The 15,226-nt window shown below is 42.3% G+C and carries 14 protein-coding genes; all 14 read left to right on the top strand.

Annotation, left to right across the window (positions count from 1 at the left end):
- Positions 1-110: 110 nt before the first annotated feature.
- The 14 genes from AAEZ00_RS04040 (at position 111) to fliJ (ending at position 14,947) form a co-directional block, all read left to right on the top strand.
- A complete protein-coding gene (locus tag AAEZ00_RS04040; RefSeq protein WP_351088365.1) occupies positions 111-935 on the top strand; it encodes a flagellin N-terminal helical domain-containing protein in 825 nt (274 codons plus the stop codon).
- Between the two features lie 127 nt (positions 936-1,062).
- Positions 1,063-1,473, top strand: a complete 411-nt coding sequence (locus AAEZ00_RS04035) for a flagellar protein FlaG (RefSeq protein ID WP_351088364.1) — start codon at positions 1,063-1,065, stop codon at positions 1,471-1,473.
- Between the two features lie 68 nt (positions 1,474-1,541).
- Complete coding sequence (gene fliD / locus AAEZ00_RS04030) at positions 1,542-2,906, top strand: flagellar filament capping protein FliD (RefSeq protein WP_351088363.1); 1,365 nt, start codon at positions 1,542-1,544, stop codon at positions 2,904-2,906.
- A 14-nt stretch (positions 2,907-2,920) separates the two neighbouring features.
- A complete protein-coding gene (locus AAEZ00_RS04025) occupies positions 2,921-3,247 on the top strand; it encodes a flagella biosynthesis chaperone for FliD, FliT (RefSeq protein WP_351088362.1) in 327 nt (108 codons plus the stop codon).
- A 6-nt stretch (positions 3,248-3,253) separates the two neighbouring features.
- Positions 3,254-3,658 carry a flagellar export chaperone FliS gene (gene fliS / locus AAEZ00_RS04020; RefSeq protein WP_351088361.1) on the top strand — a complete coding sequence of 135 codons (405 nt, stop codon included), beginning with the start codon at positions 3,254-3,256 and terminating at the stop codon, positions 3,656-3,658.
- A 482-nt stretch (positions 3,659-4,140) separates the two neighbouring features.
- A complete protein-coding gene (locus AAEZ00_RS04015) occupies positions 4,141-5,571 on the top strand; it encodes a sigma-54 dependent transcriptional regulator (protein WP_351088360.1) in 1,431 nt (476 codons plus the stop codon).
- A 297-nt stretch (positions 5,572-5,868) separates the two neighbouring features.
- Positions 5,869-7,086 carry a sensor histidine kinase gene (locus AAEZ00_RS04010; protein WP_351088359.1) on the top strand — a complete coding sequence of 406 codons (1,218 nt, stop codon included), beginning with the start codon at positions 5,869-5,871 and terminating at the stop codon, positions 7,084-7,086.
- Positions 7,079-8,428 (top strand): sigma-54-dependent transcriptional regulator, encoded by a 1,350-nt coding sequence (locus AAEZ00_RS04005; RefSeq protein WP_351088358.1) that lies wholly within the window; start codon positions 7,079-7,081, stop codon positions 8,426-8,428. Before AAEZ00_RS04010 ends, AAEZ00_RS04005 begins: the two co-directional genes overlap by 8 nt.
- Positions 8,429-8,702: 274 nt before the next feature.
- Positions 8,703-9,044: a flagellar hook-basal body complex protein FliE gene (gene fliE, locus AAEZ00_RS04000; RefSeq protein ID WP_101032337.1), complete on the top strand. Its 342-nt coding sequence runs from the start codon at positions 8,703-8,705 to the stop codon at positions 9,042-9,044.
- A 62-nt stretch (positions 9,045-9,106) separates the two neighbouring features.
- Positions 9,107-10,783 (top strand): flagellar basal-body MS-ring/collar protein FliF, encoded by a 1,677-nt coding sequence (gene fliF / locus AAEZ00_RS03995; protein WP_351075381.1) that lies wholly within the window; start codon positions 9,107-9,109, stop codon positions 10,781-10,783.
- On the top strand, positions 10,776-11,831 hold the full coding sequence (gene fliG / locus AAEZ00_RS03990) for a flagellar motor switch protein FliG (RefSeq protein ID WP_101032335.1): 1,056 nt from the start codon (positions 10,776-10,778) through the stop codon (positions 11,829-11,831). Before fliF ends, fliG begins: the two co-directional genes overlap by 8 nt.
- Positions 11,832-12,049: 218 nt before the next feature.
- Entirely contained in the window at positions 12,050-13,183 is a 1,134-nt protein-coding gene (gene fliH, locus AAEZ00_RS03985) for a flagellar assembly protein FliH (protein ID WP_351088357.1), read from the top strand.
- Positions 13,155-14,495 carry a flagellar protein export ATPase FliI gene (gene fliI / locus AAEZ00_RS03980; RefSeq protein WP_101032333.1) on the top strand — a complete coding sequence of 447 codons (1,341 nt, stop codon included), beginning with the start codon at positions 13,155-13,157 and terminating at the stop codon, positions 14,493-14,495. Before fliH ends, fliI begins: the two co-directional genes overlap by 29 nt.
- Positions 14,496-14,500: 5 nt before the next feature.
- Complete coding sequence (gene fliJ / locus AAEZ00_RS03975; RefSeq protein ID WP_101032332.1) at positions 14,501-14,947, top strand: flagellar export protein FliJ; 447 nt, start codon at positions 14,501-14,503, stop codon at positions 14,945-14,947.
- The last annotated feature ends 279 nt before the right edge of the window (positions 14,948-15,226 follow it).

Raw genomic sequence — 15,226 nt, 5'->3', positions numbered from 1 at the left:
AAAGATAAAAATATTGTTGCCGTTAAATATATTGTAACGAGCAAGACCTGTCTGACTTGAGATTAAGCATACAGGCATCTCCCAAGTCAGAACAATATGAGGAAGCAATCATGGCTATCACAGTAAATACCAACGTAACATCAATGAAAGCTCAGAAAAACTTGAATTCGTCAAGTGGTGCACTTGCAACTTCTATGGAGCGTCTATCTAGCGGCTTGCGTATTAATAGTGCTAAAGATGATGCTGCCGGTCTGGCCATTTCTAACCGATTGAATTCTCAGGTAAATGGTTTGGAAGTCGGTATGCGTAATGCAAACGATGCTATTTCAATTGCTCAGATCGCTGAAGGTGCAATGCAAGAACAAACCAATATGTTGCAACGTATGCGTGATTTGACGGTACAGTCAGAAAACGGTGCCAATAGTACTGATGATTTAGCTGCACTAAAATCAGAAATGGACCAACTTGCGACTGAAATAGATAACATCGGTACAACAACAGCGTTTGGTACTACTAAGTTAATGACCGGTGATTTTTCGACTAACGGTGGCAAAAACTTCCAAGTTGGAGCTCAAAATGGCGAAAATGTGACCGTTAAAGTTCTTAAGACGGATAAGACCAGTTTGTCAATTGGTGGTATTGATAATGCTACATCGGCAGACCGTAAGTCATCATTGGCATCTATTGATAAAGCTATCAAAACGATTGATACTCAGCGTGGTGATTTAGGTGCTATTCAAAACCGCTTAGCGTACAACATTAGTAACAGTGCGAACACTCAATCTAATGTTGCAGACGCCAAAAGTCGTATCGTCGATGTGGATTTTGCAAAAGAAACAGCAACAATGACCAAAAACCAAGTGCTGCAACAAACTGGGGCTGCGATGTTATCTCAGGCTAACCAGTTACCTCAAGTTGCTTTGTCGTTACTATAAAAATAGTTTTGGCTTAAACTTAAGGGGAGATTCGGTTACGGATCTCCCTTTGTAGTAAAAGGCATTTTATTTCGAGAGGATAGTTAGTTTTGTTATTACTAGCTCATTAGGTTAATTGAGGTGCATCATGGACATTCAAATCAGTACCAACAGTAGTACTCATTTTATCAACAAGGTTGAATCAACAAATGTTGAATTGAGTAAAGTTCCGGTGGCAAACAAACAATCTGAAACAAGTCAGTTAGAACTTGATAGCGTTTCTTCAATTCAAGCAGTTCAAAATGTAGAAGAAACACAGCAGGCTAAACAAAAAAAAGATGAAAACTTGACAGGAGTTGCTAACGAGCTTACTGATATGATGTCGATGATGCAAAAGGGACTCAAGTTTTCAGTTGATGAAGAGTCAGGCATGCAGGTTATTAAAGTTCAAGATGTCAGTTCTGGTGATATAATTAGACAAATCCCTAGTGAAGAAGCGCTACAACTGGCAGAAAAATTAAGTGAAGTGTCAGGGATATTAATGAAAATTGAAGTTTAATTTAAGAATGCACTCAAGTGGTTTACTTTTTGCTTTGTTTATTGATAGAGGTTTAAAGGAGCAAGGTTATGGCATTAACAGCTACAGGTATTGGTTCAGGTCTTGATATTACAAATATCGTCAGTGTGCTTGTTGATGCTGAGAAAGCACCCAAAGAGGCATTATTTACTGAAACAGAAACTAAAATAGAGGCTAAGGTCTCTGCTATGGGCACCTTGAAAAGTAGTTTATCTACCTTTCAAGATGCAGCAGAAAAGCTTCAGAGTGGTGAGTTTTTAAATATTCGCACCGTCTCAACTGGAGATAGTGACTTTTTTACCGCTACCGCAGATCAATATTCACAACCCGGTAGTTATGCCATTAAGGTTGAACAATTAGCTCAATCGCAAAAGTTGGCAGGTGCAAATGTTAGTGATCCTACATCTGTTGTTGGTCAAGGTAGCTTAGATTTTTCTGTTAATGGTGCAAGTTTCTCTGTAGCAATTGAATCTACCGATAATCTTTCTGCTATAGCCTCTAAAATTAATAATTCATCAGACAATTCAGGCGTTACAGCAACCATTATTAAAAGTGATACTGGTAGCCGATTGATTTTTACCTCGACAGATACCGGAACCTATAACACGATTACCATGTCTGCCACAGATACAATTGGTACTGGTTTGTCTGATATGTTTAATGGCGTGAATTTAGAGACATTACAAGACGCTAAAGACTCGATAATATATGTAGATGGGCAAAAACTAACGTCTCAAAGTAATACGGTTGATGATGCCATTACCGGCGTAACATTATCTCTGACTAAAGCCGATGTAGGCTCAACGTCAACATTGACTGTTGCTCAAGACACTGATGCTGTGAAGAGTAATATTGAGAGTTTTGTTAGTGCTTTTAATGCCCTAAAAACCTCGATGGATAATTTATCCTCTTTTGATGTTGATGAGGGGACTTCATCTGCTTTACAAGGTGATTCAATAATTCGGTCTTTAGAGTCACAACTTAGAAAAATGGTAAGCGAGCGGGTTAGTGTTGATGGCGTCGAATCGGCTTTATATGAACTTGGTATTACCACCGATAGAGATGGGAAACTTTCTATAGACGACACTGAGCTAAGTGATGCGCTGGAGAATAATATGTCACTTGTAGAAGGTGTGTTTTCAACCAGTGGCACTGGGTTAGCGAATCAATTTGATGATTTAGTTGAGAGTTACACCAAATCAGGCGGGATAATCGATAGCCGTAACGATACCTATACATCACAAACAAGCCGCATAACAGACCAAAGAGAAGCTTTTTCGTTAAAAATGGATAAGTTGGAAGCCCGTTTACTGAAACAATTTAACGCAATGGATTTGATTGTTTCGCAGTTAAATTCACAAAGCTCTAGCTTGACAAGTAGTTTAGCTTCATTACCTGGCGTTGTTAGTGAATAAAAGGAATACATAAATTGAACGCTAAACTTGGACTGGTTAACGATACTATTGAAGATACCTTAAACAAAATTGAGCTAATCCCTGCTGAAGATGAACAATCTGATAAGTTGGTATCATTATTGCTTAAATCAATAGGAGCGCGTCAATTATATATCGATTCAGTGATTAATGATGCTATAGATGAGACATTTGCGGTTTGTTTGTCTGAACAGTTGACGTTAACGCAAAACTTTATCAATAGAGCTTCAAAAATCATGTCTCATAGGCAAAGTTTGTTGAACTTAAAGCGCACTCATCAACGACAAATTAAGGTTTATCAAAATATTGATGTAAATAGGTAGGTTATTATGAGAAGTTCTTTAAAGTCATATCGTAAGGTGTCATTGGACAGTGAAATATCTGTTGCTTCACCGCATCGTATTATTCAAATGATGTTTGCTGGTGGTCTTGAGAGGCTTGCTCAAAGTCGCTATGCCATTGAAAACCGAGATATGAATAATAAAGGTTTGTTTATTGGTAAAGCGATAGGTATTGTCAACGGCCTAAATAATAGTTTAAATATGGATGAGGGCGATGAAATAGCTGGAAACCTTAGTCAATTATACGACTTCATTATTATGAAAGTTACCGAAGCCAATTTGAAAAATGATACTCAAGCTATCGATGATGCTGTTGCTGTTTTAAGAACGCTTAAAGAAGGCTGGGATGCGATTCCGCAAGATATGCATCATTTAACCTCTGAAGCGAGTTAATCGCTTAGTACAACAGAATGTGAAAAGACGCTTAGCGTCTTTTTTGTTGTCTGTTTTAATTTTCAATTCATCACATGCAATTCTAATCTCTAATTCATTGGCGTCATCTATTCGTCGCGAGGGAATCTTGTATGCGAGTCTGTATTTAACCTTTTAGCCAATCGGAACTGTCTCCATTAGATTTTTTGAATAAAAAATCATCACTCTTAGCTGAAAATGCTATCTGTTGTAGATAAAATGTCACTGATGCTTGCTTATGCTGAGCTGATAATACAATATTTATGACCGAGTTCGTTTTTCTTAACTGTATTTAACAGATTAACGATCCTGTTTTAGGAAAAATGCTAGAATAGCCCCAGTGTTGTAATTTTTGCCAGTATTGTTGTCAGTATTGAAGGCAACAATGTACTTTGGTTTTTGTTGCTGTGTGCGGCATAATCATCCCGAATAAATACCTATAACAAGAGCTTTTGGCCTTCTGAATGATGCAAATAGAACAAAGTATTTTAATTGTCGGTACCCCATCAGAGCGCGTGACTCGTTTGTGCTGCATTTTCGAATTTTTAGGCGAGCAGTGCGAAATTGTCTCTAATGAATCTTTTACAACCTTAATCGAGCAATCTCGCTATCGCGCCGTTGTTATTTTGACGGATGACATTGTCTCAGACAGGATCAAAAATATTGCCGCCATTGTGCCTTGGCAACCTATGTTGTTACTGGGTGATACCGATGCAAGTTTATCAAATCTGCTCGGGACTATCGAAGAACCGATAAATTATCCACAATTGACTGAGCTGCTGCATTTCTGTCAAGTGTTTGGCCAAGCAAAAAGACAACACACCTTAACCAGTGGTAATCAAACCAAGTTATTTCGCAGCCTGGTAGGCCGCAGTGAAGGCATTGCTAAAGTGCGCCATTTGATTAACCAAGTGTCAAGTTCTGATGCAACCGTCATCGTGCTGGGTCAATCGGGTACAGGTAAAGAAGTGGTGGCGCGTAATATCCATTATTTATCTGAACGACGTGATGGGCCGTTTATTCCGGTTAATTGTGGTGCTATCCCTGCTGAGTTACTTGAAAGCGAATTATTCGGCCATGAAAAGGGCTCTTTTACAGGTGCGATATCAGCCCGTAAAGGCCGTTTTGAATTAGCTGAAGGCGGCACACTGTTTTTAGATGAAATTGGTGATATGCCACTGCAAATGCAAGTGAAATTATTACGGGTATTACAAGAGCGAGTTTTTGAACGTGTTGGTGGTAGCAAAACGATTGCCGCTGATGTTCGTATTATTGCGGCGACTCATCGTGACCTTGAAACCATGATTATAGACAACTCATTTCGTGAAGATTTATATTATCGACTCAATGTGTTCCCAATTGAGATGCCTGCACTAAGCGAGCGTCGTGATGATGTGCCCTTATTACTTCATGAGTTAGTCAGTCGAGTATTTAATGAGGGGCGTGGTAAGGTTCGTTTCACCCAACGAGCCATTGAATCGCTAAAAGAACATAATTGGTCTGGTAATGTGCGTGAATTATCGAACTTGATTGAGCGGTTAACGATTTTGTTTCCTGGCGGATTGGTCGATGTTAACGATTTACCGCATAAGTATCGTTATATTGATGTACCTGAATACTGTGTAGAAGTCAGTGAAGAGCAGTTAGAGCGGGATGCGTTAGCGTCGATATTCAGCGATGAAGAACCTGTTGAAATACCTGAAACGCGGTTTCCGAGTGAATTGCCGCCTGAAGGGGTTAATTTAAAAGACTTACTGGCGGAATTAGAAATTGACATGATCCGTCAAGCACTTGAGCAGCAAGACAGTGTTGTAGCAAGAGCGGCTGAAATGTTGGGTATTCGTCGTACCACATTAGTTGAAAAAATGCGTAAATATGGTTTAGGTAAAGACTAACTAAACGCTATTTCTAGAAACGCTATTATTAAACGCTATTACTAGAAACGATAGCTGAGAACCATAACTAAAAACCATAGCTAAAAACAATTACCAACACTATACCATTGACCTAAATCATAAAAACACACCATTGAGTGTGTTTTTATGTTTTTATTGTTAGGTTTTATTGTTAGGTTAATGTCAGTTCAGATTTTTTCAGTATTGGCACACTATTTGTCAGTAATCAGCAAATAAATTGTTTGGCACAGTAAATGCATTAAGCTAGTTAAATGTTATTCTTTTGACGGAGCGACCATGTATTCAGCACGAGCGTTAACACATACAGATAATCCAGATTTTGGATTGTCTGCGTCAGCTTCGTCTAGCATCACAACTGATGCAGAGATTCAATCGTCTGCCATTGGCGCTTATTCAGTGCTACAACGAAAAACTAATGTGCTTCGTGAAGGCGTTGCCCATTCTAGCGCGGCTGTTGCTACTCCTGTTATCAGCCCTTATTCTAGTAAGGCCGCTAATATGTCTAATCAAATGGCGCATATTCTTCAAGCCATGCCATCTGGCGTGGTGATCATTGATGGCGACGGCGTGGTAACGCTTGCTAATCCTGTTGCAACCGAACTTCTTGGGCGACCGCTCCAAGGTGCACGTTGGTTTGATATTATCCATCGCGCGTTTGCCCCACAAGATGATGATGGACATGAAGTCTCCCTTAAAAATGGTCGCCGGGTAAAATTAGCCATTACCCCATTAGCGCCAGAGCCGGGGCAGTTGATTGTATTAACCGATCTAACCGAAACCCGCTTATTGCAGAAAAACTTATCTCATTTACAACGTTTATCGGCGTTAGGCAAAATGGTGGCGACATTAGCACATCAGGTGCGCACCCCATTATCTGCGGCTTTGCTGTATGCCTCTAATCTTGGCAGTTCCAAATTATCAGACTCAGCACGAAGTAAGTTTCAATCTAAATTGGTTGATCGACTTAATGAACTAGAACGTCAAGTAAATGACATGTTGCTTATGGCAAGAGGACGTCAAGACGGAATGGCTGAATCTGTTTCTATGGACGAAATCATTAGCCAAGTGATGGCCAGTTGTGAACCGATTGCAGATAAAAAACACTGCCAGTTGGTTGTTGAAGACACTTCACATTCGTTGATGCTTGCCAATGCTAATGCACTCAGTTCAGCAGTGAACAATTTGGTGATGAATAGCATTGAAGCGGGCGCAACAAAAATAAAAGTCAGTGCCAGTGAAACCCCTGATGGACTATTACTCGATGTTATCGATAATGGCAAAGGGCTCGAACCGTCAATGCAACAACAAATACTTGAACCTTTTTTTACCACTAAAAGTCAAGGTACAGGATTGGGCTTAGCGGTTGTTCAGTCGGTAGTGCATAACCATGGCGGACAAATACAGTTGTCGTGTAAACCTGGAATGGGTTGTCATATTCGATTGAGCTTTCCGCACATTAGCAAAGCAAGTGATCAGGAGGTGATGCGTGGCTGAAGCCAATATTTTATTAGTTGAAGATGATGCTGATTTACGTGAGGCATTACTCGATACGCTAATGCTCGCCCATTACGACTGTGTTGATGTTGGCAGTGCTGAAGAGGCTATTTTGGCCTTAAAAGTAACCCATTTTGATATGGTGATTAGCGATGTGCAAATGGACGGTATTGGTGGCATGGGGTTGCTGGGTTATTTGCAGCAGCACCAACCTAAACTGCCGGTATTATTAATGACCGCTTATGCCACTATTAACAGTGCGGTTAGTGCAATGAAATTAGGCGCGGTGGATTACCTTGCCAAACCATTTGCGCCTGAAGTGTTGTTGAATCAGGTATCACGCTATTTACCCTTAAAGCAAAACCACGATAAGCCTGTGGTTGCCGATGAGAAAAGTTTAGCCTTGTTGTCGCTGGCTCAGCGTGTGGCAGTATCTGATGCATCGGTAATGATCATGGGGCCGAGTGGCTCAGGTAAAGAAGTGCTGGCGCGCTATATTCACCAACATAGCCAACGCCATGACCAGCCGTTTATTGCGATTAATTGCGCTGCAATACCCGAGAATATGTTAGAAGCGACCTTGTTTGGTTATGAAAAGGGCGCGTTTACTGGCGCTTATCAGGCATGCCCAGGTAAGTTTGAACAAGCCCAAGGCGGCACCATATTACTCGATGAAATATCTGAGATGGAGCTGGGGTTACAAGCTAAGTTATTGCGGGTGTTACAAGAGCGCGAGGTTGAGCGTTTAGGTGGCCGTAAAACCATTAAACTGAATGTTCGCGTACTGGCAACCTCAAACCGCGATCTTAAAGCGCTGGCCACCTCGGGTGAGTTTAGAGAAGATTTATATTACCGAATTAATGTATTCCCGTTAACGTGGCCTGCGCTGCATCAACGACCTGCCGATATTTTACCGCTGGCGCGGCATTTAATTATTAAACATGCTAAAGCATTTAATATGACCTCAGTACCACAGCTTGATGACGGTGCGACTCGGCGTTTATTAACCCATCGCTGGCCGGGTAACGTGCGCGAGTTAGACAATGTTATTCAACGGGCACTGATATTGCGGGTTAATGATGATATTGGCGTTAATGATATTATTTTAGACTCTGGCGATGTGGCGTTAGTGGCACCAGAATATGTTGACACTGATAAGTCTGCCGAATTAGAAGGCTTAGGTGGCGAATTAAAAGCCCAAGAGCATGTGATTATTTTAGAAACCCTAAATCAATGTCAGGGTAGTCGGAAAATGGTCGCTGAAAAACTCGGGATCAGTGCTCGTACGTTACGATATAAAATGGCAAAAATGCGCGATATGGGGATCCAATTACCTGCTTAGTGCCAATGCATGTGCGAATTGATTATTTGTTCAAGCTTATTTAATTGATTGATTTTAAAGTTTTATTTTATAATTAAGACAAAAAGTGACCTATTTTATATGGTAAATAGGTTACTTTCGCCTGCCTATTGTTGCCTTTTGCCTGCCTATTTTCTAATTGTTTTATAATTGTTTTCTACCTATCGCCTACTAATTGTAATATTGGCATCTAAATTGCTATAAATCATTATCAGTTATTGTTGTCGTCAAAAAGCCGACGAAAGGGAGTTACATCGTGCAGATTAGCGCAAATCCATTAATGCAAGAAATGCAGTCACTTCGTGGCGAAATAGCCCCTTCTATTGGTTCATCAATTCGTCCTAATTTAACCCAGCAAGTCAATAACACTACCGGTGCTGATTTCAGCCAGTTGCTGTCTCAGGCGGTGGGTAGCGTCAATGAACTACAACAAGCCTCGTCAAGTTTAGCCTCGCGTTTAGATATGGGTGACACCACGGTTAGCTTGTCTGATACGGTTATTGCGCGTGAAAAAGCTGGCGTTGCCTTTGAAGCAACGGTGCAGGTACGTAATAAACTTGTCGATGCTTATAAAGAAATCATGAATATGCCTGTTTAGTCGCAGAACAAATAAAATAACAACATCAGATATAGCAGGTAAGTATTGTGAGCACAGACTTAATGGTAGGTTCAAATTCAACCGCTGATACCGGCGTACGGCAAGAGAACCCGTCTGGGCTTCTTGGCGGCATTGGTGGCGCCGATATGATGCGCCAAGTGATCATGATCTTGGCATTAGCGATATGTCTTGCTATGGCTGTTTTTGTGATGATGTGGGCCCAAGAGCCTGAGTATCGTCCACTGGGTAAAATGGAAACAACTGAGATGATCCAAGTCTTGGATGTACTTGATAAAAATCAAATCGATTATCAAATAAATGTCGATGTGGTGAAAGTGCCTGAAGACAAATATCAAGATGTTAAGTTATTACTCAGCCGAGCAGGTGTTCAAAGTAACACCCAAGCTAATGATTACTTAAGCCAAGATAGCGGATTTGGTGTCAGCCAACGCATGGAGCAAGCTCGCTTAAAACTCAGCCAAGAATTAAACTTGGCTCGGGCTATCGAAGAATTAAAAAGTATTAGTCGTGCCAAAGTTATTCTAGCGCTACCAAAACAAAACGTTTTTGCTCGTAATGCCTCTAAACCAAGTGCAACCGTGGTGGTGAGCGTTCGTCGTGGTGGATTAGGCCAAGAAGAGATCGATGCGATTGTTGATATTGTTGGCTCGGCGGTGCAAGGACTGGTGCCTTCTCGCGTGACGGTGACGGACTCAAATGGTCGTTTACTGAATTCTGGTAGTCAAGATGGTACCTCTGCTCGAGCCCGTCGTGAACAAGATCTCGTGCAACAACAAGAAGCAGAATACCGTAAAAAAATTGAATCAATATTGATGCCTATTTTAGGGCCTGAGAACTTTACTTCTCAAGTCGATGTCAATATGAACTTTACCGCAGTAGAGCAAACTGCAAAGCGCTATTCTCCTGACTTACCCGCTGTTCGCAGCGAAATGACCATTGAGCGAAACTCATCGGGTCAAAGCTCTGGCGGTATTCCTGGTGCGTTAAGCAATCAACCGCCGACGGAGTCCGATATTCCGCAAGTGGCGGGTGAGGCGACAAGCTCAACTGTGTCAGGTAATTTTTCAAAAGAAGCCACGCGTAATTATGAATTAGACACCACGATTAGCCACACTCGTCAGCAAATTGGTGTGGTTCGCCGCGTCAGTGTGTCAGTTGCGATTAACTTTAAACCTGGGCAAACGGATGAAAATGGTCAGGTCACTCGCGTGCCGAGAACCGAACAAGAATTAACCAATATTCGTCGTCTTTTAGAAGGCGCGGTAGGCTTTAGCACCCAACGCGGTGATGTGCTTGAAGTGGTAACGGTTCCCTTTATGGATCAGTTAATTGAAGCGTTACCAGAACCGGATATGTGGGAGCAGCCTTGGTTTTGGCGTGCAATTAAGCTGGCTTTAGGTGCGATTGTTATTTTAGTGCTCATTCTGGCCGTGGTTCGACCTATGCTGAAGAAGCTAACCAATCCTAATGGGATTAAGATGCCCGATGATGTTCATCCTGGACATGAGTTAGCTGAAATTGAAGATCAGTATGCAGCCGATACCTTAGGTATGCTTAATACTAAAGAAGCGGAATACAGTTATGCCGATGATGGGTCAATTCATATACCTAATCTGCATAAAGATGATGATATGATTAAAGCAATTAGAGCAATCGTGGCCAATGAGCCAGAGCTTTCCACGCAAGTAATTAAGAACTGGTTACAAGACAATGGCTAATGAAAAAAAAGAAAGCGTAGAAAAAGCAGAAAAAGCTACGGGATTTGACCTGGATTCGGTTACTGGTGTTGAGAAAACTGCCATTTTACTGCTCAGTTTGAATGAAGCGGATGCGGCGTCAATTTTAAAACACTTAGAACCTAAGCAGGTGCAAAAAGTGGGTATGGCGATGGCGGCGATGGATGAGTTTGGTCAAGATAAAGTCATTGGGGTTCACAAGTTATTCTTAGATGATATTCAAAAATTCTCGTCAATTGGCTTTAACAGCGAAGAGTTCGTTCGTAAAGCGTTAACCGCGGCGTTAGGTGAAGATAAAGCGGGCAACTTGATTGAACAAATTATCATGGGCAGCGGGGCTAAAGGGCTTGATTCGTTAAAATGGATGGATGCCCGCCAAGTGGCGACGATTATCCAAAACGAACACCCGCAAATTCAAACCATTGTGTTGTCCTATTTAGACCCAGATCAAGCCGCTGAGATTTTTAGCCAGTTCCCAGAAAATACCCGTTTAGATTTGATGATGCGTATTGCTAACCTTGAAGAGGTTCAGCCAGCGGCTTTGCAAGAGTTGAATGACATTATGGAAAAACAATTCGCGGGTCAAGGTGGAACGCAAGCAGCCAAAATGGGCGGCCTAAAAGCGGCTGCCAATATTATGAACTATCTCGATACGGGTGTTGAGAGCCAGATAATGGAAACCATGCGTGAGTCTGACGAAGAAATGGCGCAACAAATACAAGACATGATGTTTGTATTTGAGAACTTAATTGACGTTGATGACCGTGGCGTTCAGGCCTTGTTACGTGAAGTGCAGCAAGATATTCTGATGAAAGCACTTAAAGGTGCTGATGAAGGTTTGAAAGAGAAAATTCTGGGTAATATGTCTAAACGTGCAGCAGAATTACTTCGTGACGACTTAGAAGCCATGGGGCCAATTCGTATTAGTGAAGTAGAAGTGGCACAAAAAGAGATTCTGGCTATTGCTCGGCGCCTCAGTGACAGCGGTGAAATCATGTTAGGCGGAACTGGTGGCGACGAGTTCTTATAACTCAGTATCTATATCCAAGCCATTACCGAGAGCGCTGCTTCGCTGCTAGGACGCTTCGCTGCTAGGACGCTTCGCTGCTAGGACGCTTCGCTGCTAGGACGCTTCGCTACTAAGATTTTATAGAATCTAGCAGCGAAGCGCCCTCGAAGGACGCAGTCCGCCCTAGGTCCTTGAACCTTGCTTTTGAACAATGTTTTCAACAATATAAGTGATGAATTATGCCAGAATCAAAATCGCCTAAAAATACGCTCAATACGGATGATGAGCAAGCATTTAGGCATTGGCAATTACCTGATATGACTAAAGATAGTAGTTTAGAACCGTCAAACATGTTTGGTAAGTTTTCTGAGGCGCACACGCCTACTCCAGTTGCTGGTGCTGAGAAGTCTATGGCACCACCGACCATGGCGCAAATTGAAGACATTCGCGCAGCCGCGGAGCAAGAAGGGCTTGAGCAAGGCAAACAAGAAGGCCATCAACAAGGATTAGAGCAAGGGCGCTTAGAGGGACTGGAGCAAGGTCACCAACAAGGGTTCGCTCAAGGCGAGCAGCAAGGATTGGAGGCCGGGCAAGCAAAAATTAATCAACTTGTTGAGCAACTTAATCAAATTATTAACCAATTTGAGCGGCCACTCTCTATATTAGATAACGAAATTGAAGCTGAACTGTTGGCAATGACAATAAGCTTAGCCAAGTCGGTGATTGGCCATGAACTTAAAACGCATCCAGAACATATATTATTGGCATTACGTCAAGGTGTTGATGCGCTGCCACTGAAAGAACAACGGGTTAAATTGCGCTTGAATCAAGCCGATGCTGAAATCGTTAACCAATGTTACAGTGCGGAACAACTGGACAAAAATCAGTGGCAAATTGATATCGATCCGTCATTATCAAATGGTGACTGTATCATTGAAAGTGTGCGTTCATCTGTCGATTTACGCGTTGAGCAACGTATTAACCAAGTGTTTAGTGAATTAGACGCCCAGTCGAATCAGTTAGCTAAGAATGTGCAACAGCAAAAAGCAACTCATCCACAATATCAAACCACTTCAGTCGATAATTTGAGTGAACATCAACAACCCCCTGAGCTTACCGACACCATCGACAGTACAAACCGTGCTGATAATGACCAGAATAGCCAAAGTCATACTGTTGATACGGATGCTGAACCGGTGACTCAACACATTGATGCGCCGGATCCCATTGTGGATCCACAGACAAGTGCAACGCTCGACACAAGTGCACAAGCTGATACTGTCCCAACAGATAAAGCGGATGATACTTCGCAACAGACGAAAGACCTATCCCAAGGAAATACCGATGAGCACTCGTCAACATCGACTACTTAACAAATTTGCTGTGCATCATAAACACGTATTACCGCTGCGACCAGTGGCAAGCGGGCAGTTAGTTAGGGTTGTTGGTTTAACGCTCGAGGCGACCGGATGTCGTGCACCTATTGGTAGTTTATGCTCTATCGAAACCATGGTGGGTGATTTGGTGGCAGAGGTTATCGGGTTTGATGACACATTACTGTACTTAATGCCTATTGAAGAACTCAGAGGGGTGTTGCCCGGCGCGCGCGTTAAGCCGTTAGGTGAACAATCTGGATTAAATGTTGGCTTATCATTATTAGGCAGAGTGTTAGACGGTAGTGGCTTGCCATTAGACGGTTTAGGACCGCTTAATACTGATCAATATGCTTCACGTCATGGTCCTTACATTAACCCATTATCTCGACGAGCGATTACCGAACCTTTAGATGTCGGCGTTCGTGCAATCAATTCGATGTTAACGGTCGGTAAAGGCCAGCGTATGGGCTTGTTTGCCGGTTCTGGTGTGGGTAAAAGTGTGCTGCTTGGCATGATGACGCGGGGGTCTAAAGCCGACATTATTGTGGTGGGTTTAGTGGGCGAACGTGGTCGTGAAGTTAAAGAGTTTATTGAAGAAATTTTGGGTAAAGAAGGTCGTGCGCGCGCAGTTGTTGTGGCCGCACCGGCAGATACGTCTCCCTTAATGCGCTTACGGGCTTGTGAAACGTCCACTCGTATTGCTGAGTATTTTAGAGATTTAGGTTACGATGTTTTGTTGCTAATGGACAGTTTGACGCGTTATGCACAAGCACAACGCGAAGTGGCTCTTGCGGTAGGAGAGCCGCCAGCAACCAAAGGATATCCCCCTTCAGTATTCGCTAAGTTACCGCGTCTGGTTGAACGGGCGGGTAATGGCGGTGCTGGGCAAGGTTCTATTACGGCTTTTTACACGGTATTGACTGAAGGTGATGATCAACAAGATCCCATTGCTGATGCTTCTCGCGCTATTTTAGATGGCCACATTGTGTTATCTCGTCAACTTGCCGATTCGGGTCATTATCCTGCCATCGATGTGGAAGCATCGATTAGCCGCGTAGCACCTATGGTGATCAGTGATGAACACCTAGAAGCCATGCGCAGAGTTAAACAGATGTATTCTCTGTATCAACAGAATCGAGACCTTATTTCAATTGGCGCCTACTCTCAGGGCAGCGATCCTAGGATTGATAATGCGATCCGCTTACAACCTGCAATGAATGCCTTTTTGCGTCAGGGATTTAAAGAACCAGTGACGTTTGAAGAGAGTCGAGTCATGTTGACTCAAATAGCCGCGCAGTGTCAGGGATAACGTAAATGACTCGAACTGATCCACTATTGACGGTATTGAAGTTGGCCACTTCTGCCGAAGATCAAGCTGCTTTACAGCTTAAGTCGGCTCAATTTGAAAAGCAAAAACGCCAAGGTCAGCTGGATGCATTAAACAACTATCGCTTAGATTATATGAAACAGATGGAAGGACACACAGGAACCACATTACGCGCAAACCAATACCATCAATTCCATCAATTTATTCGTCAAGTAGATAATGCAATAACACAACAGGTTGGCGCGGTTCAAGATGCCGAAAAACAAGTTGGCTATCGTCAAGTTCATTGGCAAGAAACACAACAAAAACGTAAAGCGGTCGACATGTTATTAAAGCAAAAAGCCAAGAAGGCTATGGCAATAGAAGCTAAACTTGAACAAAAAAACTCAGATGAATTTGCGATGCAACAGTATTTTCGCCGAAAACTTAAATAACCCTTTGTCTTGTTAATGACCTTGCTAACAATCTTGTTAATGACCATTTATCGACTTGCTAATGACCTTGCTAACAATCTTGTTAATGACCTTGCTAACAATCTTGTTAATGACCATTTATCGACTTGCTAATGACCTTGCTAATGACCTTGCTAATGACCTTGCTAATGACCATTTATCGACTTGCAATAGACTCACTATTGACGCTCCTATTAACTCGTGAAGACGCCTTAGTCGCAACAAATGGCAAGTTTGACAAGTCGCGATCTGCACACATCA

Source organism: Shewanella sp. S1-49-MNA-CIBAN-0167 (assembly GCF_040310145.1).
Classification (GTDB): Bacteria; Pseudomonadota; Gammaproteobacteria; order Enterobacterales; family Shewanellaceae; genus Shewanella; species Shewanella psychromarinicola.
This window is presented reverse-complemented; position numbering and strand designations above follow the sequence as displayed.

Bases quoted from the DNA above. Each gene is read 5' to 3' on its own strand.
- AAEZ00_RS04040 (WP_351088365.1), top strand. From the start codon at position 111: ATGGCTATCACAGTAAATACCAACGTAACATCAATGAAAGCTCAGAAA.
- AAEZ00_RS04035 (WP_351088364.1), top strand. From the start codon at position 1,063: ATGGACATTCAAATCAGTACCAACAGTAGTACTCATTTTATCAACAAG.
- fliD (WP_351088363.1), top strand. From the start codon at position 1,542: ATGGCATTAACAGCTACAGGTATTGGTTCAGGTCTTGATATTACAAAT.
- fliS (WP_351088361.1), top strand. From the start codon at position 3,254: ATGAGAAGTTCTTTAAAGTCATATCGTAAGGTGTCATTGGACAGTGAA.
- AAEZ00_RS04015 (WP_351088360.1), top strand. From the start codon at position 4,141: ATGATGCAAATAGAACAAAGTATTTTAATTGTCGGTACCCCATCAGAG.
- AAEZ00_RS04010 (WP_351088359.1), top strand. From the start codon at position 5,869: ATGTATTCAGCACGAGCGTTAACACATACAGATAATCCAGATTTTGGA.
- fliF (WP_351075381.1), top strand. From the start codon at position 9,107: ATGGTAGGTTCAAATTCAACCGCTGATACCGGCGTACGGCAAGAGAAC.
- fliG (WP_101032335.1), top strand. From the start codon at position 10,776: ATGGCTAATGAAAAAAAAGAAAGCGTAGAAAAAGCAGAAAAAGCTACG.
- fliH (WP_351088357.1), top strand. From the start codon at position 12,050: ATGCCAGAATCAAAATCGCCTAAAAATACGCTCAATACGGATGATGAG.
- fliI (WP_101032333.1), top strand. From the start codon at position 13,155: ATGAGCACTCGTCAACATCGACTACTTAACAAATTTGCTGTGCATCAT.
- fliJ (WP_101032332.1), top strand. From the start codon at position 14,501: ATGACTCGAACTGATCCACTATTGACGGTATTGAAGTTGGCCACTTCT.